At 61.0% G+C, this 18,317-nt stretch carries 14 protein-coding genes; all 14 read left to right on the forward strand.

From position 1 onward, the window contains the following. Positions 1–23 precede the first annotated feature (23 nt). Positions 24–992 (forward strand): glycine betaine ABC transporter substrate-binding protein, encoded by a 969-nt coding sequence (locus ACGJAX_RS07705; protein WP_390958213.1) that lies wholly within the window; start codon positions 24–26, stop codon positions 990–992. 70 nt (positions 993–1,062) lie between these two features. Further along, the gene (locus ACGJAX_RS07710; RefSeq protein ID WP_090328119.1) at positions 1,063–1,914 is read left to right on the forward strand and encodes a proline/glycine betaine ABC transporter permease; all 852 of its coding nucleotides are present in this window, start codon (positions 1,063–1,065) and stop codon (positions 1,912–1,914) included. Continuing rightward, positions 1,911–2,741, forward strand: coding sequence for a glycine betaine/L-proline ABC transporter ATP-binding protein (locus ACGJAX_RS07715; protein WP_090328122.1), 831 nt, complete (start codon positions 1,911–1,913; stop codon positions 2,739–2,741). The genes ACGJAX_RS07710 and ACGJAX_RS07715 overlap by 4 nt, the downstream gene beginning before the upstream one ends. A 162-nt stretch (positions 2,742–2,903) precedes the next feature. Further along, positions 2,904–4,427, forward strand: a complete 1,524-nt coding sequence (gene hutH, locus ACGJAX_RS07720; protein WP_390958215.1) for a histidine ammonia-lyase — start codon at positions 2,904–2,906, stop codon at positions 4,425–4,427. A gap of 116 nt (positions 4,428–4,543) precedes the next feature. Beyond that, on the forward strand, positions 4,544–6,076 hold the full coding sequence (hutH, locus tag ACGJAX_RS07725) for a histidine ammonia-lyase (protein WP_247258282.1): 1,533 nt from the start codon (positions 4,544–4,546) through the stop codon (positions 6,074–6,076). Positions 6,077–6,186: 110 nt separating this feature from the next. After that, a complete protein-coding gene (locus ACGJAX_RS07730; protein ID WP_247258283.1) occupies positions 6,187–7,593 on the forward strand; it encodes an amino acid permease in 1,407 nt (468 codons plus the stop codon). A 17-nt stretch (positions 7,594–7,610) separates the two neighbouring features. After that, positions 7,611–8,816 (forward strand): imidazolonepropionase, encoded by a 1,206-nt coding sequence (gene hutI, locus ACGJAX_RS07735; RefSeq protein ID WP_390958217.1) that lies wholly within the window; start codon positions 7,611–7,613, stop codon positions 8,814–8,816. Positions 8,817–8,826: 10 nt separating this feature from the next. Continuing rightward, on the forward strand, positions 8,827–9,630 hold the full coding sequence (hutG, locus tag ACGJAX_RS07740) for an N-formylglutamate deformylase (protein WP_390958219.1): 804 nt from the start codon (positions 8,827–8,829) through the stop codon (positions 9,628–9,630). 269 nt (positions 9,631–9,899) lie between these two features. Next, on the forward strand, positions 9,900–10,856 hold the full coding sequence (locus ACGJAX_RS07745; protein ID WP_390958221.1) for a choline ABC transporter substrate-binding protein: 957 nt from the start codon (positions 9,900–9,902) through the stop codon (positions 10,854–10,856). A gap of 155 nt (positions 10,857–11,011) precedes the next feature. After that, positions 11,012–11,929: an alpha/beta hydrolase fold domain-containing protein gene (locus ACGJAX_RS07750; RefSeq protein ID WP_390958223.1), complete on the forward strand. Its 918-nt coding sequence runs from the start codon at positions 11,012–11,014 to the stop codon at positions 11,927–11,929. A gap of 104 nt (positions 11,930–12,033) precedes the next feature. Continuing rightward, positions 12,034–13,005 carry a prolyl aminopeptidase gene (pip, locus tag ACGJAX_RS07755; RefSeq protein ID WP_090328150.1) on the forward strand — a complete coding sequence of 324 codons (972 nt, stop codon included), beginning with the start codon at positions 12,034–12,036 and terminating at the stop codon, positions 13,003–13,005. Beyond that, complete coding sequence (gene dtd, locus ACGJAX_RS07760; RefSeq protein WP_034148582.1) at positions 13,002–13,439, forward strand: D-aminoacyl-tRNA deacylase; 438 nt, start codon at positions 13,002–13,004, stop codon at positions 13,437–13,439. Before pip ends, dtd begins: the two co-directional genes overlap by 4 nt. 321 nt (positions 13,440–13,760) lie before the next feature. Next, complete coding sequence (locus tag ACGJAX_RS07765; protein ID WP_390958225.1) at positions 13,761–15,575, forward strand: glucan biosynthesis protein; 1,815 nt, start codon at positions 13,761–13,763, stop codon at positions 15,573–15,575. Beyond that, a complete protein-coding gene (mdoH, locus tag ACGJAX_RS07770; RefSeq protein ID WP_248915251.1) occupies positions 15,568–18,138 on the forward strand; it encodes a glucans biosynthesis glucosyltransferase MdoH in 2,571 nt (856 codons plus the stop codon). The genes ACGJAX_RS07765 and mdoH overlap by 8 nt, the downstream gene beginning before the upstream one ends. The last annotated feature ends 179 nt before the right edge of the window (positions 18,139–18,317 follow it).

An 18,317-nucleotide genomic window follows, 5' to 3' on the forward strand; every position in this document is an offset into this window, starting at 1 on the left:
TCATGATTAGGAGCGTCACAACAATGAAATCAAACAAGACCCTGCTGACCACTTTGCTTTCCATGGGCCTGCTGGCCAGCGCCGGCGCCACTCAGGCGGCGGGTTGGTGCGAGTCGGGCAAACCGGTGAAATTCGCCGGCCTGAACTGGGAAAGCGCGATGCTGCTGACCGACGTGCTGCAAGTCGTGTTGGAAAAAGGCTACGACTGCAAGACCGACAGCCTGCCAGGCAACTCCATCACCATGGAAAACGCCCTGAGCAGCAACGACATCCAGGTGTTTGCCGAAGAGTGGGTCGGCCGCAGCGAGGTCTGGAACAAGGCTGAGAAGGCCGGCAAAGTCGTCGGTGTCGGCGCTCCGATTGTCGGCGCCGTCGAAGGCTGGTACGTGCCGCGCTACGTGATCGAAGGCGACGCCAAGCGCAAGCTGGAAGCCAAGGCGCCAGACCTGAAAGCCATTGCCGACCTGGGCAAATACTCGGCGCTGTTCAAAGATGCCGAAGAGCCTTCCAAGGGCCGTTTCTACAACTGCCCGGCCGGCTGGACCTGTGAACTCGACAACAGCGAAATGCTGAAAAGCTATGGCCTGGAAAGCAGCTACACCAACTTCCGCCCAGGCACCGGCCCGGCGCTGGATGCCGCCGTGTTGTCGAGCTACAAGCGTGGCGAGCCGATCCTGTTCTACTACTGGTCGCCAACGCCGCTGATGGGCCAGGTCGACGTGGTGAAACTCGAAGAGAAGCCAGGCGTGGATAAAACGGTGAACATCAAGGTTGGCCTGTCCAGGACTTTCCACGACGAAGCCCCGGAACTGGTGACCGTGATGGAAAAGGTCAACGTGCCGATCGACCTGCTGAACCAGAACCTGGGTCGCATGACCAAGGAGCGGATCGAGTCGCCAAAACTGGCCAAGATCTTCCTGAAGGAACATCCTGAAGTCTGGCATGCATGGGTAAGCGAAGACGCTGCCAAAAAGATCGACGCGGCCTTGTAGTTTGAGCCTTTCCGACTGTCGGCAGCGGCAGTCGGATGCTTGATCACAACCCCTTGATTGAGAGTCTCTTATGTTTCCCGAAAGCTTTACCTTTTCCATCGCCGACTGGGTCAACGGTTGGGTCGATTCGCTGGTTACCAACTATGGCGACGTGTTTCGGCACATCTCCGACACCCTGTTGTGGGCCATCGTCAATCTCGAAGGCCTGCTGCGCGCGGCGCCCTGGTGGCTGATGCTGGCTATCGTGGCGGGCGTGGCCTGGCATGCCACCCGTAAAGTCGTGACCACGGTCGTGATCGTCGGCTTGCTGTTCCTGGTGGGTGCGGTTGGCCTCTGGGACAAGTTGATGCAAACCCTGGCGCTGATGATGGTGGCGACCATCATCTCGGTGTTGATCGGCATTCCGCTGGGCATTCTCTCGGCGCGCAGCAATCGCCTGCGTTCGGTGCTGATGCCGTTGCTCGACATCATGCAGACCATGCCGAGCTTCGTGTACCTGATTCCGGTGCTGATGCTGTTCGGCCTGGGCAAGGTCCCGGCGATTTTCGCCACCGTGATCTACGCCGCGCCACCGCTGATCCGCCTGACCGACCTGGGCATTCGCCAGGTTGACGGCGAAGTGATGGAAGCGATCAACGCCTTCGGTGCCAACCGCTGGCAGCAACTGTTCGGCGTGCAACTGCCGCTGGCCCTGCCGAGCATCATGGCCGGGATCAACCAGACCACCATGATGGCCCTGTCGATGGTGGTGATTGCCTCGATGATCGGCGCCCGTGGCCTGGGTGAAGACGTGTTGGTGGGGATTCAGACCCTCAACGTCGGACGTGGCCTGGAAGCCGGTCTGGCGATCGTGATTCTGGCAGTGGTGATCGACCGCATTACACAAGCGTACGGTCGCGCACGGCATGAGGTGAGCAAATGAACAAGGCAACCGTGAGCAAGATCGAAGTCAAAAACGTCTTCAAGATTTTCGGCAACCGTTCCAGGGAAGCGCTGGCCATGGTTGGCCAGGGCAAGACCAAGGATCAGGTGCTGGCGGAAACCGGCTGCGTGGTCGGCGTGAACGACCTGTCGTTGAGCATCGGCAGCGGCGAGATTTTCGTGATCATGGGCCTGTCGGGTTCCGGCAAATCCACGCTGGTACGCCACTTCAACCGCCTGATCGACCCGACCAGCGGCGCGATCCTGGTGGACGGCGTGGACATCCTGCAATACGACATGGAAGCCCTGCGCGAATTTCGCCGTCGCAAGATCAGCATGGTGTTCCAGAGCTTCGGCCTGTTGCCGCACAAGACCGTGCTGGACAACGTCGCCTACGGCCTGAAAATCCGTGGCGAGAGCAAGCAGATGTGCGCCGAGCGCGCGCTGCACTGGATCAACACCGTGGGCCTCAAGGGCTACGAAAACAAATTCCCGCACCAGCTCTCCGGCGGTATGCGTCAGCGTGTGGGCCTGGCCCGTGCCTTGGCGGCGGACACCGACATCATCTTGATGGACGAAGCTTTCAGTGCGCTTGACCCACTGATTCGCGCCGAGATGCAGGACCAGTTGCTGGAACTGCAAAAGACCCTGCACAAGACCATCGTCTTCATCACCCACGACCTCGACGAGGCCGTGCGCATCGGCAACCGCATCGCGATCCTCAAGGACGGCCGCCTGATCCAGGTCGGCACACCGAAAGAGATCCTGCATTCGCCGGCCGATGAGTATGTCGACCGCTTTGTGCAGCGTCGGGCGGCGGTGGTTTAAGAGATTCTGCGGTGAGTGAGCTGGCCTCTTCGCTGGCAAGCCAGCTCCCACAGCAATAGGTTGTATTGCACAGATGGTGTGCACACCCTGAACACTGTGGGAGCTGGCTTGCCAGCGATAGCGTCGGCGATGCTGCATCAATATTCAGGTATGAGGTTGAAAATGTCCCAGGCTGAAAAAATCGTTATCGCCGATGCGCCCGTGCGTTGGCAGGATGTGGTCGCCGTAGCCCGTCATGGCGCACAGCTGGAGCTGTCGGCACCGGTCTGGGCCCGGATTGAAAATGCGCAGGCCATTGTCCAGCGGATTGTCACCAGCGGCGAGCGCGCCTATGGCATCAACACTGGCCTGGGCGCGTTGTGCAACGTTTCGCTGCAGGACGAACAACTCAGCCAGTTGTCGCGCAACACCCTGCTGAGCCACGCCTGCGGTGTAGGCGCACCGCTGACCAACGAACAGACCCGCGCCATCATGTGCGCCGCGGTCGTCAACTACAGCCATGGCAAATCCGGGCTGCACCGGCAGGTGGTCGAAGCGCTGCTGGCGCTGCTCAACCGTGGCATCACCCCGCAAGTGCCTTCCCAAGGCTCGGTGGGCTACCTGACCCACATGGCCCACATCGGTATCGCCTTGCTGGGCGTCGGTAACGTGAGCTATCGCGGGCAGATCGTTTCCGCGCAGCAGGCCCTGGCCGAAGAAGGGCTGCAACCGGTCAAACTGGGTGCCAAGGATGGTCTGTGCCTGGTCAACGGCACCCCCTGCATGACAGGCCTGAGCTGCCTGGCGATTGCCGACGCCGCGCATTTGTTGCACTGGGCCGACGTGATCGGTGCGATGAGTTTTGAAGCCCAGCGTGGGCAGATCGATGCGTTCGACGCCGAGATCATCGCGCTCAAGCCGCATCCGGGCATGCAGCAGGTCGGCATCAACCTGCGGGCCTTGCTCGACGGCAGCGAAGTGATCGCCCGCAGCAAAGGCATCCGTACCCAGGACGCCCTGAGCATTCGCTCGATCCCGCAGGTGCACGGCGCGGCCCGTGACCAGCTGGTGCACGCGACCCGACAAATCGAAACCGAGCTCAATAGCGCCACCGATAACCCGCTGGTGCTGGGCACTGCGGATAACTATCGCGTCGTTTCCCAAGCCAACCCGCACGGCCAGTCCGTGGCGCTGGCGGCGGACCTGCTGGCCATCGCCATGGCGGAAATCGGCTCCATTGCCGAGCGTCGCCTGGACCGTTTGATCAACCCGCATGTCAGCGGTCTGCCAGCCTTCCTGGTGGCCAACCCGGGCGTCAACTCCGGGATGATGATCGTGCAATACGTCGCCGCGTCCTTGTGCGCGGAAAACCGCCAATTGGCGCAACCGGCAGTGCTCGACAACTACGTCACCTCGGGCCTGCAGGAAGACCACCTGAGCCTGGGCACCAACGCCGCGCTGAAGCTGCACCGCGCCCTGGAGAACTGCACGCAGATCCTTGCCATCGAGTACTTGCTGGCGGCCCAGGCCTTCGAATTCCTGAAAGAACAACGCTTCGGCGCGGGCACCGATACTGCGTGGCGCCTGCTGCGCGAACGTGTCCCGGCCTATGACCAGGACCGCTGGCTGGCGCCGGACATTGCTGCGGCAGCCGCTGTCTTGAAAGAACCGGGGTTGCTGCACAAGGCTTTGCCGAGCCTGAACTGATTTCCATATAAAACCAGCGTGCCAAGGCGCGGCTTCCCAAAAGGAAGACGCGACGGACAACGGACATCTCCGGAGCGTCTGGTTAGTTAGTAAATAACTCTCAAAAGGAGCACAAAATGACTTCGCTAAACCTGATCCCCGGTCAACTGAGCCTGGCCCAACTGCGTGATGTCTATCAGCAGCCGGTGAAACTGACCCTCGACCACAGCGCTTCGGCCCAGATCGAAGCCAGTGTCGCTTGCGTGGAACAGATCCTCGCCGAGAACCGTACCGCGTACGGCATCAACACCGGTTTCGGCCTGCTGGCCTCGACCCGCATCGCCAGCGAAGACCTGGAAAACCTTCAGCGCTCGCTGGTGCTGTCCCACGCCGCCGGTGTCGGCCAGCCGATCAGCGACGACCTGGTGCGCCTGATCATGGTGCTCAAGGTCAACAGCCTGAGCCGTGGTTTCTCCGGCATTCGCCGGGTGGTGATCGATGCGCTGATCGCCCTGATCAACGCCGAGGTTTACCCGCACATTCCGCTGAAAGGCTCGGTCGGCGCATCGGGCGACCTGGCACCTTTGGCGCACATGTCGCTGGTGCTGCTGGGTGAAGGCAAGGCGCGTTACAAAGGCGAGTGGATGGAAGCGACCGAAGCGCTGAAAGTCGCCGGTCTGACTCCGCTGACCCTGGCCGCAAAAGAAGGCCTGGCGCTGCTCAACGGCACCCAGGTGTCCACCGCGTTTGCCCTGCGCGGCCTGTTCGAAGGCGAAGACCTGTTCGCCGGTGCCCTGGCCCTGGGTGGCCTGACCGTTGAAGCGGTATTGGGCTCGCGCTCGCCGTTCGATGCGCGCATCCACGCCGCCCGTGGCCAGAAAGGCCAGATCGACGCGGCCGCTGCCTATCGCGACCTGCTGGGCCAGCGCAGCGAAGTCTCCGACTCCCACGAGAACTGCGAAAAGGTCCAGGACCCGTACTCCCTGCGCTGCCAGCCGCAAGTCATGGGCGCGTGCCTGACCCAGTTCCGCCAGGCGGCCGAAGTGCTGGCCATCGAAGCCAACGCCGTCTCGGACAATCCGCTGGTGTTCGCCGCTGAAGGCGATGTGATCTCCGGCGGTAACTTCCACGCCGAACCGGTGGCCATGGCTGCCGACAACATGGCCCTGGCCATCGCGGAAATCGGTTCCTTGAGCGAGCGTCGCATCTCGCTGATGATGGACAAGCACATGTCGCAACTGCCGCCGTTCCTGGTGGCCAACGGTGGCGTGAACTCCGGCTTCATGATCGCCCAGGTGACCGCGGCGGCCCTGGCCAGCGAAAACAAGGCGCTGTCCCATCCGCATTCGGTGGACAGCCTGCCGACTTCCGCCAACCAGGAAGACCACGTTTCGATGGCCCCGGCGGCGGGCAAGCGTCTGTGGGAAATGGCCGAGAACACCCGCGGGATTCTCGCCGTGGAATGGCTGGCGGCGGTGCAGGGCCTGGACCTGCGCAACGGTCTGAAGACCTCGCCGAAACTGGAACAGGCCCGGGCGATTCTGCGTAAAGAAGTGCCGTTCTATGAGAAAGACCGTTTCTTCGCACCGGACATCAATGCAGCCACTGAATTGCTGGCGTCGCGTTGCCTGAACGAGCTGGTGTCGGCCAAGTTGCTGCCGAGCCTGTAATGGTCTTATCGCGAGCAGGCTCGCTCCCACATGGAAGGTGTATCACCTGTGGGAGCGAGCCTGCTCGCGATTCGATTTTTACGTCGAATAAAAATAATTAAGGACGAGCAATGCAGCCGCAAAGCAAAAGTTTGAAACGCGGGCTCTCTGCCCGACATATTCGCTTCATGGCGCTGGGGTCGGCTATCGGCACCGGGCTGTTTTATGGTTCTGCCTCGGCCATCCAGATGGCCGGTCCTGCGGTACTGCTCGCCTATCTGATTGGTGGCGCGGCGGTGTTCATGGTCATGCGCGCCCTCGGTGAGATGGCGGTGCACAATCCGGTGGCCGGCTCTTTCGGTCAGTACGCCAGCACCTATTTGGGGCCTATGGCGGGCTTCATCCTGGGTTGGACCTACGCGTTCGAAATGGTCATCGTCGGGATGGCCGACGTTACGGCGTTCGGCATTTACATGGGCTTCTGGTTTCCGGAAGTCGCTCGCTGGATCTGGGTACTGGGTGTCGTTTCCATCGTGGGCGGCTTGAACCTGTGCAATGTCAAAGTCTTCGGTGAAATGGAGTTCTGGCTGTCGCTGCTCAAGGTGGCGGCCATCGTTGCGATGATCCTTGGCGGTTTCGGCATCATGTTGTTCGGCATCAGCTCGGCGCCCGGCCAAGTCACCGACATCAGCAACCTCTGGAGCCAGGGTGGCTTCATGCCCAACGGTGTGGGTGGCCTGATCGCTTCATTCGCGGTGGTGATGTTTGCGTTCGGCGGTATTGAAATCATCGGCGTAACGGCCGGTGAAGCCAAAGACCCGCAGCATGTGCTGCCTCGGGCGATCAATGCCGTGCCATTGCGCATTTTGCTGTTCTACGTACTGACCATGCTCGTATTGATGTCCATCTTTCCGTGGCAGCAGATCGGCAGCCAAGGCAGCCCGTTCGTGCAGATTTTCGACAATCTGGGGATCGGCTCGGCGGCGACCATTCTCAATATTGTGGTGATCACGGCCGCGATTTCGGCCATCAACAGCGACATCTTCGGCGCGGGTCGCATGATGTTCGGTTTGGCCCAGCAAGGGCATGCCCCCAAGGGCTTCGCGAAGTTGTCGCGCAATGGCGTGCCATGGATGACAGTAGTGGTGATGAGTGGCGCACTGCTGCTGGGCGTGTTGCTGAACTACCTGATCCCGGAAAACGTCTTTTTGTTGATTGCCTCCATCGCAACCTTTGCCACGGTGTGGGTGTGGCTGATGATCCTGGTCACCCAGGTAGCCATGCGTCGCTCCATGAGCAGCGATCAGGTTGCACAACTGAAATTCCCGGTACCGTTCTGGCCTTATGCGCCCATGGCGGCGATTGCCTTCATGCTCTTCGTCTTTGGCGTGCTGGGCTATTTCCCGGACACCCAGGCGGCCCTGATCGTCGGCGCGGTCTGGATTGTTTTGCTGGTGCTGGCCTACCTGACATGGGTCAAGCCAGCGGCAGGACGACCTGCCCTGGTCGAGCAGGAACCTTCTTTTTCACATCAATAACCTAATGGAGGCCACGGATGAAAACGCTCTGGCAACACTGCCACGTCGCAACCATGGCGCAAGGCGTCTACTCGATCATCGAGGATGCGGCCATCGTGACGTCCGGTGCGCACATTGAGTGGGTTGGCCCGCGCGCTGAACTGCCGGCGGGCGAATACCCGACGGTCAATGATTTGAACGGGGCCTGGGTGACGCCGGGCTTGATCGACTGCCACACCCACACGGTGTTCGGCGGGAACCGCAGCGGTGAGTTCGAGAAGCGTCTGCAAGGCGTCAGCTACGCGGAAATCGCCGCCAGCGGTGGTGGCATCGCCAGCACCGTGCGCGCCACCCGCGCGGCCAGCGAAGATGAGCTGTTCGCCAGCGCCGCCAAGCGTCTGAAAAGCCTGATGCGCGATGGTGTCACCAGCATCGAAATCAAATCCGGTTACGGCCTCGACCTGGCCAACGAACGCAAGATGCTGCGGGTGGCCCGCCGCCTTGGCGCCGAGCTGCCGGTCAGCGTGCGCAGCACTTGCCTGGCGGCCCATGCATTACCGCCTGAGTACGTGGATCGCGCCGACGACTACATCGATCACATCTGCGCCGAGATGCTCCCGGCCTTGGCCGCCGAAGGGCTGGTGGATGCGGTGGATGCGTTCTGCGAGTACCTGGCGTTTTCCCCGGCGCAGGTCGAGCGGGTGTTCATCACCGCCCAGGAACTGGGGTTGCCGGTGAAACTGCATGCCGAGCAATTGTCGTCCCTGCACGGTTCGACCCTGGCGGCGCGTTACCACGCACTGTCCGCCGATCATCTGGAATTCATGACCGAAGACGATGCCATCGCCATGGCCAAGTCCGGTACGGTCGCGGTGCTGCTGCCCGGCGCTTTTTACTTCCTGCGCGAAACCCAATTGCCGCCGATGGACGCCCTGCGCAAGCACGGGGTGAAAATCGCCATTGCCAGTGATCTCAACCCCGGCACCTCGCCGGCACTGTCGTTGCGCCTGATGCTGAACATGGCGTGCACCTGTTTCCGCATGACCCCGGAAGAAGCCTTGGCCGGCGCCACGATTCACGCCGCCACGGCCCTGGGCATGGCCGATACCCATGGTTCGCTGGAGGTGGGCAAGGTCGCGGATTTCGTTGCCTGGCAAATCGATCGTCCGGCTGACCTGTCGTACTGGCTGGGCGGTGATCTGGAAAAACGCGTCGTGCGTCACGGCGTCGAAACAAGTCTGTAGGAGAGCAGTTGTGGATAAGGTTCTGAACTTCAAACAAGGCCGCGTGCCGCTGCTGATCAGCATGCCCCACGCCGGCGTGCGTCTGACTCCGGTGGTCGAGGCCGGGTTGATCCCGGCCGCGAAAAGCCTGCCGGACACTGACTGGCACATCCCGCAGCTCTACGATTTCGCCGCCGAACTGGGCGCCAGCACCCTGGCCGCCGAGTATTCGCGCTTCGTCATCGACCTGAACCGGCCGTCCGACGACAAACCTTTGTACGTGGGCGCGACCACCGGCCTGTACCCGGCGACGCTGTTTGACGGTGTGCCGCTGTTCCGCGAAGGGCTGGAGCCTTCGAAAGAAGAGCGCGCGACGTACCTGGAGCAGATCTGGACGCCGTACCACAGCACCTTGCAGCAGGAGCTGGCGCGTCTCAAAGCCGAGTTCGGCTATGCGCTGCTGTTCGATGCGCACTCGATCCGCTCGATCATCCCGCACCTGTTCGACGGCAAACTGCCGGACTTCAACCTCGGCACCTTCAATGGCGCCAGTTGCGATCCACAGCTGGCGACTCAACTGGAAGCGATCTGCGCCGGACACCCGGACTACAGCCATGTGCTGAATGGTCGCTTCAAGGGCGGCCACATCACCCGGCACTACGGCAACCCGGCCGAGAACATCCATGCCGTACAACTGGAGTTGGGCCAGTGCACGTATATGGAAGAGTTCGAGCCGTTCCGGTATCGGGCGGATCTGGCCGAGCCGACGCAGGTGGTGTTGAAGGAATTGCTGCAAGGGTTGTTGGCGTGGGGTGAAACCCACTACAAGCGCTAAACCCCTAAACAAACCTTGTGGGAGCGAGCTTGCTCGCGATAGCGGACTGACCGGCAACAGAAATGTTGAATGTCATGGCCTCATCGCGAGCAGGCTCGCTCCCACATTGGTTTGGCGTTCTTTTCGATACCTGGCAGGAACAGTCGCCGCTGTGCAAATCTCGGTCGCCACAGGTCGCTTTTACAGCTCGACTGCTGCGTAATGTTCCGGGCACGGTGCACGAAGACACCGAACCCATAACAATCCGCTGCCGCTCGAGAACGCCCTCTATGACAAGCACCAAAGGTTTGTTCGCTCGCTGTCTCTCAATCCTCTGCGGTACCGCTCTCCTGAGCACCAGCGTCCTGGCCGCTGACGACGCCTCCTGCAAAGCCGTGCGCATGGGCGTGGTCAACTGGACCGACGTGATCGCCACCAGCGGCATGGCCGATGTATTGCTCAATGGCCTTGGCTATGAAAGCAAGCAAACCAGCGCGGTGCAGCAAATCATCTTCGCCGGCATTCGCGACAAGCGCCTGGACATTTTCCTCGGTTACTGGAAACCGGCGATGGACAAGAACATCGCGCCGTTCCTGGCCGCCAATCAAGTGAAGGTCCTGGACAAACCTAGCCTGGCCGACGCCCAGGCAACGCTCGCGGTGCCTGACTATGTCGCGGCCGCCGGTTTGAAAACCTTTGGCGATATCGCCAGGTTCAAGGATCAGCTTGGCGGCAAGATCTATGGCATCGAACCGGGCAGCGGCGCCAACACCACGATCAAAACGATGATCGAGACCAATCACTTTGGCCTCAAGGACTTCAAGCTGATCGAATCCGGCGAGGCCGGCATGCTGGCAGCCGTGCAACGGGCAGTGAACCGCAAGGAGTTCGTGGTGTTCGTCGGCTGGACCCCGCACCCGATGAACATCAACATGAAGATCGCCTACCTGACCGGCAGCGAAGATGTCTACGGGCCGAACGAAGGGGCGGCGACCGTTTCTACCGTGACCGCCCCGGATTACGCCGAGCGCTGCCCGAACGTCAATCGGCTGTTGGAGAACCTGACCTTCACCGCCGCCCAGGAAAGTCAGTTGATGGTGCCGATCATGGAGCGCCAGACGGCGCAGGACGTTGCCAGAAAATGGCTGCGTGAACACCCGCAAGATCTTCAGCGCTGGCTGGCGGGCGTCAGCAGTTTTGATGGCAAGGACGGTGTGGCAGCGGTGCAGGCCAGTCTGAAGAACTGACAGCAGAACCTGTAGGAACGAGCTCGCTCGCGATAAACCCGAGAACACCGCGGGGTATCAGGCTTACCGCGTTATCGTTGGCCATTATCGCGAGCAGGCTCGCTCCTACAGGGGGTATACATTCCCCCCCCCCCCCCTGAACGGGCAGCAGACTCATGGCGCCTTATCCGCTTTCCGAACAGATGACGGCTTTCGTCGAGAAAACCATCAGTTTCAACAGTACCGACAGCAGCCTCGCCGGCTTGCGCCAGGCCTACAGCGAGATGTGCCGGGCGTTCACCCCGGCCCGTCCCGCCGGGCTCTACGTGGTGGACTTTGAATTGTCCGGTGTCCCGGTGCGGTCCTATCAACCGCCGGTTTCGCCGCCGACCGGCGGTGCGCCCTGCATCCTCTATCTGCATGGCGGCGGTTGGGTCGTTGGGGACCTGGACTCCCACGACTTCATCTGTGCCGAGTTGGCATCGACACTGGGCGTGCTGGTGATTGCCGTCGACTACCGGCTGGCACCGGAGCACCCCTTTCCAGCGGCATTCGATGATTGCCTGAACGTCTGGCGCGCGTTGCGAACCGGACCCTTTCAGCTCGACCCCCAACGCACACTGGTGGCCGGCGACAGCGCCGGTGGCAATCTGGCCGCTGCACTGTGTCTGGCATTGCGTGACGTGGGCGAGCCCGTGCCGGCCGCGCAAGTGCTGATCTATCCGGGCCTCGGTGGTGATCAGGGGCTGGCTTCACGCAGCGAATGCATCGATGCCCCGTTGCTGAGCAGCAGTGATGTGGATTGCTACCACGCGCTGTATCTGCGCGGCACCCGAAACCCGGGAGCTTATGCGATGCCGTTGCTCGCCACGGATTTTCACCGATTGCCCCCAACCTTCATCGCCGTGGCGCAATTCGATCCGCTGCGCGATGACGGCGTGCGGTATGCCGAACGACTGATGGCTGCTGGCGTAGCGACGACGTTGTATTACGGCGAAGGATTGGTGCACGGTTGTTTGCGGGCGCGGGGGCAGGTTGCCGAGGTGAATAGGCTGTATGAAGCGCTGTTCGGATATCTGACGCCCAGACTCTGACTCTGCAAGGACATGCTCATTGGCGTAATTCGGGTTTATGATGCCCAACGGCAGAATAATAGAAGTCCCCCCAGGGATGACCCAGACCCCTTACGGAGCGCGCAATGCAGACTTTGTACCCGCAGATCAAACCCTACGCCCGGCATGATCTGGCTGTCGATGAAACCCATACGCTGTACGTCGACGAAAGCGGTTCACCGGAAGGATTGCCGGTCGTGTTCATCCATGGCGGCCCCGGCGCCGGGTGCGACGCCCAGAGTCGCTGCTACTTCGATCCAAATCTGTATCGCATTGTTACCTTCGACCAGCGCGGTTGCGGCCGTTCCACGCCCCACGCCAGCCTGGAAAACAACACCACCTGGGATCTGGTCGCCGACCTTGAGCGGATCCGCAAACACCTGGGCATCGAAAAATGGGTGCTGTTTGGCGGTTCCTGGGGGTCGACCCTGGCGCTGGCCTACGCGCAAACCCATCCGGAACGCGTGCATGGTCTGATCCTGCGCGGGATTTTTCTCTGCCGTCCGCAGGAAATCGAGTGGTTCTACCAGGCCGGTGCCAGCCGTCTGTTCCCGGATTACTGGCAGGACTACATCGCGCCGATCCCGCTGGACGAGCGCGACGACTTGCTCACGGCTTTTCACAAGCGGCTGACCGGCAACGATCAAATCGCCCAGATGCATGCGGCCAAGGCCTGGTCCACCTGGGAAGGCCGGACCGCGACCCTGCGTCCGAACCCGCAGGTGGTCGATCGTTTCTCCGAGCCTCAGCGCGCGCTGTCGATCGCCCGTATCGAGTGCCACTACTTCACCAACAACGCCTTCCTCGAGCCGAACCAGTTGATTCGCGACATGGGCAAAATCGCTCACTTGCCGGGGGTGATCGTCCACGGTCGTTATGACGTGATCTGCCCGCTGGACAACGCCTGGGAACTGCACCAGGCCTGGCCGAACAGCGAGCTGCAAATTATCCGTGACGCCGGTCATGCCGCCGCTGAGCCGGGGATTACCGATGCCTTGGTGCGTGCCGCCGATCAGATGGCCCGGCGCTTGCTCGACCTGACACCTGAAGAAGCATGAAGGGCCTGCTGCAGCGCGTGCGTGGGGCGCGGGTCGAGGTAGCGGGCGAGGTGGTTGGCGCAGTCGACCAGGGTTTATTGGTGCTGGTCGCCGTCGAGCCCGAGGACACTCGGGCCAGCGCCGACAAACTTCTCAATAAGCTGCTTAACTATCGAGTGTTCAGTGACGCCGAGGGCAAGATGAACCTGTCCCTGGCGGACGTGGGTGGCGGGTTGCTGCTGGTCTCGCAGTTCACCCTGGCCGCCGACACCAAGAGCGGGTTGCGCCCGAGTTTTTCGACCGCGGCCCCTCCGGCGCTGGGCGAGGAGCTTTTCGACTATCTATTAGGCAAAGCGAAACAGGTGCATGGCACTGTGGCATCAGGTAGATTCGGCGCGGATATGCAGGTGCACCTGGTCAATGATGGCCCGGTAACCTTCCTGTTACAGACGTAAAAGCGCTTGAAACACCTTTTTGCGCGGTTTTCGACTGAAAACAGGGGTGTTTCCCGATAAATACTTTGTTACCCCTGATGCGTTGTAACGCGGCCTACTAGATAATCGCGCGCTACGGGGATCAGCGTTCGTTGGTCCATTTTGACTTAGGTAGAGACTTGTCCTGAACCGTTTGGGGAATCATTTAGCCCCATCGGAGTCGGAACAATGCTCGCCAACTTGGCAAGAGTGGTTTGTATGGCCGGTTTTTTCGTATCGGAAACCGTACAGACCCTTTAACTGGCCGTTGGTTTTTTGATCTGTTTTCGGCGAGGGTTGCTCGTGATTGTTAGTCCCTGTAACGCACCAAAATTGTCTGCCAAACGGTTACGTAGCGCTCTGGTAGCGGGCTCTGCTCTGCTCACCCTGCTCAGCGCCGGCCAGCTTTGGGCCTTCAATCTGGATGATGTATCGGCCAAGGCAAAAGAACTGGCCGGGCAAAAATACGAAGCGCCTCGCAGTAACCTGCCAAATGAATTCCGCGAGATGAAATTCGCGGACTATCAGAAAATTCGTTTTCTGACGGAAAAAGCCGAATGGGCTGACCAGAAAACCCCGTTCAAGCTGTCGTTCTATCACCAGGGCATGCATTTTGATACGCCGGTGAAAATCAACGAAATCACGGCGAACAACGTCGAAGAGATCAAATACGACCCAAGTCGTTTCGACTTCGGCGACTTGAAATTCGATCCAAAAGCCACTGAGCAGCTGGGTTACGCCGGTTTCCGGGTGCTGTACCCGATCAACAAGGCTGACAAGCAAGACGAAATCATGACCATGCTCGGCGCGAGTTACTTCCGCGTTGTTGGCAAAGGCCACGTCTATGGTTTGTCCGCTCGCGGCATGGCGATCGATACCGCCTTGCCATCCGGTGAGGAATTCCCGCGTTTTCGCGAGTTCTGGATTCAACAGCCCAAGCCGGGCGACAAGCACCTGGTGATCTTCGCGTTGCTGGATTCGCCACGGGCGACCGGCGCCTATCGCCTGATCCTTCGTCCAGGCAGCGACACCATTGTCGACGTCAAGGCGCAGATGTTCCTGCGTGACAAAGTTTCCAAGCTCGGCATTGCACCGCTGACCAGCATGTACCTGTTCGGTGCCAACCAGCCATCGAAAGTGCTGAACTACCGTCGCGAACTGCATGATTCCAGCGGTCTGTCGATCCGCGCCGGTAACGGCGAGTGGATCTGGCGTCCGCTGAACAACCCGAAACACCTGGCCGTGAGCAACTTCTCCGTCGAGAATCCGCGCGGTTTCGGTTTGCTGCAACGTGGTCGTGACTTCAGCCACTACGAAGACCTCGACGACCGCTACGACAAGCGTCCAAGCGCCTGGATCGAACCGAAAGGCGATTGGGGCAAGGGCTCCGTCGATCTGGTAGAGATTCCGACCGCCGACGAAACCAACGACAATATCGTGGCTTTCTGGAGCCCGGAAAAACTGCCGGAACCTGGCCAGCCGCTCGATGTCGCTTATCGTATGCACTGGACCATGGATGAAGCCTCGATCCACGCTCCGGACAGCGCCTGGGTCAAGCAGACCCTGCGTTCCACCGGCGATGTCAAACAGTCCAACCTGATTCGTCAGCCGGACGGTAGCGTCGCCTATCTGGTGGACTTCGAAGGCCCATCCCTGGCGGCACTGCCAGAGAATGCGGACGTTCGCAGCCAGGTGAGCGTGGGCGACAACGCCGAGCTCGTGGAAAACAGCGTGCGCTACAACCCCGAGACCAAGGGCTGGCGCCTGACCCTGCGCATGAAGATCAAGGACCCGAGCAAGTCCACCGAGATGCGTGCGGCGCTGGTTCAGAACGTCACGCCTGCCGACCTGGCCAAGACTTCGATTCCGGCCTCCAGTTCTTCCGTGGCCAAGGCCGACAAGGTCGCCGCCAAGCAACAGGAGAAAACGGACAAGGAAGCCAAGCAGGCCGAGGCTACTCAGGGTGACGCCAAGCCGGTTGCAGATGCCAAGGACAAGGCCAATAAAGACGCCAAGCAGCCTGTCGCTGCCGACGCGGCCCCAGCCACACCGGAATCGGCATCGACTGAAGAAGTCCTGACCGAGACCTGGAGCTATCAGTTGCCTGCCGATGAGTAATTCACACGTACAGCCAGAGACTCTGTCCGAGTACCTGGCGCACCTGCCGATGACCGACCAGCAGCGCGCGGAACTCGCGGGCTGCCAGTCCTTCAGCGAACTGCACGAACGTCTGTCGTCCCAGGCGTTCGACGCCCCGACTGATGCCGCCCAGGCGTCGGTCGGCAAGCGCCTGACCCTGAGTACCGCCGAAGAGCTGCAAGACGCCGAAATGCTGGTGCTCGACGCCAACGGTCGGGTCTGCCTCAAGGCGACCCCGCCGATCCGTCGGACCAAAGTCGTGCCGGAACCGTGGCGCACCAATATCCTGGTGCGTGGCTGGCGCCGCCTGACCGGTCGTACCAACCCGCCCAAGCCGCCGAAGGACGAACGTGTCCTGCCGGCTGCGCGCTGGCGCACCGTCGGTTCGATCCGTCGCTACATTCTGTTGCTGCTGATGCTCGGCCAGACCATCGTCGCCGGCTGGTACATGAAAGGCATCATGCCGTACCAGGGCTGGTCGTTCGTCGACCTCAACGAAGTGTTGCATCAACCGCTGCTGCAAACCGCCACGCAAGTGCTGCCGTATGCATTGCAGACCAGCATCCTGATCCTGTTCGGCATCCTGTTCTGCTGGGTATCGGCCGGTTTCTGGACGGCACTGATGGGCTTCCTGGAGTTGCTCACCGGTCACGACAAGTACCGCATTTCCGGCGCCAGTGCCGGCAACGAGCCGATTCCGAAAGACGCGCGCACCGCACTGGTGATGCCGATCTGTAACGAAGACGTGCCCCGGGTATTCGCCGGACTTCGTGCGACCTTCGAGTCGGTCGCGGCCACGGGTGATCTGGACCGCTTCGACTTCTTCGTCCTCAGCGACAGTAACGACGCCGATATCTGCGTCGCCGAGCAACAGGCCTGGCTGGACGTCTGCCGCGAGGCAGGGGGCTTCGGCAAGATTTTCTATCGCCGCCGCCGCCGTCGCGTCAAGCGCAAGAGCGGTAACCTCGACGACTTCTGCCGCCGTTGGGGCGGTGACTACAAGTACATGGTCGTGCTCGACGCCGACTCGGTGATGAGCGGTGAGTGCCTGACCAGTCTGGTGCGCTTGATGGAAGCCACGCCGGACGCCGGGATCATCCAGACCGCGCCGCGTGCATCGGGCATGGACACCCTGTATGCGCGCATGCAGCAGTTCGCCACCCGCGTGTACGGTCCGCTGTTCACTGCCGGCCTGCACTTCTGGCAGTTGGGCGAATCCCACTACTGGGGCCACAACGCAATCATCCGCATGAAGCCGTTTATCGACCACTGCGCCCTGGCGCCGTTGCCCGGTAAAGGCGCGTTTTCCGGTGCGATTCTGTCCCACGACTTCGTCGAAGCCGCGTTGATGCGCCGTGCCGGATGGGGCGTGTGGATTGCCTACGACTTGCCTGGCAGTTACGAAGAGCTGCCGCCGAACCTGCTGGACGAACTCAAGCGTGACCGTCGCTGGTGCCACGGCAACCTGATGAACTTCCGACTGTTCCTGGTCAAGGGCATGCACCCGGTGCACCGTGCGGTGTTCCTCACGGGTGTGATGTCTTACCTGTCGGCGCCGTTGTGGTTCTTCTTCCTCGTGCTGTCGACGGCGCTGCTGGCGGTCAACACGCTGATGGAGCCGCAGTACTTCCTCGAACCGCGCCAGCTTTATCCGCTGTGGCCTCAATGGCACCCGGACAAGGCCATTGCGCTGTTCTCGACCACCATCGTGCTGCTGTTCCTGCCGAAGCTGTTGAGCATCATCCTGATCTGGGCCAAGGGCGCGAAAGAGTTCGGTGGCAAGTTCAAGGTGACCCTGTCCATGTTGCTGGAGATGCTGTTCTCCATGCTGCTGGCACCGGTGCGGATGATTTTCCACACCCGATTCGTCCTCGCCGCGTTCCTCGGCTGGGCCGCGACCTGGAACTCGCCGCAACGTGACGACGACTCCACGCCGTGGAGCGAGGCGGTAAAACGCCATGGTCCGCAAACCTTGCTCGGCTTCTTCTGGGCTTTGCTGGTGATCTGGCTGAACCCGAGCTTCCTCTGGTGGCTGGTGCCGATCGTCGGTTCGTTGATGCTGTCCATCCCGGTATCGGTGATTTCCAGCCGTGTCGGCCTGGGCCTCAAGTCCCGTGACGAGAGCCTGTTCCTGATCCCTGAGGAATACAATCCGCCGCAGGCGTTGCTGGCCACCGACCAGTACACCCACGAAAACCGCTGGCATGCACTGAATGACGGCTTTGTCCGTTCGGTGGTCGACCCGCAGCAGAACGCCCTGGCGTGCTCGCTCGCGACCTCCCGTCACCGTCAGGCGGAACCGATCGAGTGGCTGCGCGTCGAGCGGGTACGGCATGCGATGAAGGTCGGGCCTGACGGGCTGACCAACAATGAACGTGTGCAACTGTTGAGCGATCCGGTGGCATTGGCTCGCCTGCATGAGCAGGTCTGGAGCGAAGGTCACCAGGAGTGGCTGGGCGCATGGCGCAAGTCGGTGAAGGCCGACCCTCATGCACCGTTGCTTCCGCTCAAGCCAGTGAGCGTTCAGCCGCAGTTGGCCTGATGAAAAAAACCGCGAAAGCGGGTTAATAAGATGGTCAGCCTGACCCAGAAGCCCTGCAGGTTTACGCTTGCAGGGCTTTTCTCGTTTTCGGGGGCATTGTTCGATACATCGAACGACCCATGGGTTCAGGTGGATTTGAGGCGGGTTCTGTAAAAGAGTCACCACGCTTTCTTCACGTA

Source organism: Pseudomonas moorei (genome assembly GCF_042846945.1).
Lineage (GTDB): Bacteria > Pseudomonadota > Gammaproteobacteria > Pseudomonadales > Pseudomonadaceae > Aquipseudomonas > Aquipseudomonas moorei.

What these genes read in the sequence shown, in the direction of transcription:
- ACGJAX_RS07730 (WP_247258283.1), top strand. Translation starts at nt 6,187, where the DNA reads ATGCAGCCGCAAAGCAAAAGTTTGAAACGCGGGCTCTCTGCCCGACAT.
- ACGJAX_RS07750 (WP_390958223.1), top strand. Translation starts at nt 11,012, where the DNA reads ATGGCGCCTTATCCGCTTTCCGAACAGATGACGGCTTTCGTCGAGAAA.
- ACGJAX_RS07710 (WP_090328119.1), top strand. Translation starts at nt 1,063, where the DNA reads ATGTTTCCCGAAAGCTTTACCTTTTCCATCGCCGACTGGGTCAACGGT.
- hutI (WP_390958217.1), top strand. Translation starts at nt 7,611, where the DNA reads ATGAAAACGCTCTGGCAACACTGCCACGTCGCAACCATGGCGCAAGGC.
- hutH (WP_247258282.1), top strand. Translation starts at nt 4,544, where the DNA reads ATGACTTCGCTAAACCTGATCCCCGGTCAACTGAGCCTGGCCCAACTG.
- ACGJAX_RS07715 (WP_090328122.1), top strand. Translation starts at nt 1,911, where the DNA reads ATGAACAAGGCAACCGTGAGCAAGATCGAAGTCAAAAACGTCTTCAAG.
- ACGJAX_RS07705 (WP_390958213.1), top strand. Translation starts at nt 24, where the DNA reads ATGAAATCAAACAAGACCCTGCTGACCACTTTGCTTTCCATGGGCCTG.
- pip (WP_090328150.1), top strand. Translation starts at nt 12,034, where the DNA reads ATGCAGACTTTGTACCCGCAGATCAAACCCTACGCCCGGCATGATCTG.
- dtd (WP_034148582.1), top strand. Translation starts at nt 13,002, where the DNA reads ATGAAGGGCCTGCTGCAGCGCGTGCGTGGGGCGCGGGTCGAGGTAGCG.
- hutH (WP_390958215.1), top strand. Translation starts at nt 2,904, where the DNA reads ATGTCCCAGGCTGAAAAAATCGTTATCGCCGATGCGCCCGTGCGTTGG.
- mdoH (WP_248915251.1), top strand. Translation starts at nt 15,568, where the DNA reads ATGAGTAATTCACACGTACAGCCAGAGACTCTGTCCGAGTACCTGGCG.
- ACGJAX_RS07745 (WP_390958221.1), top strand. Translation starts at nt 9,900, where the DNA reads ATGACAAGCACCAAAGGTTTGTTCGCTCGCTGTCTCTCAATCCTCTGC.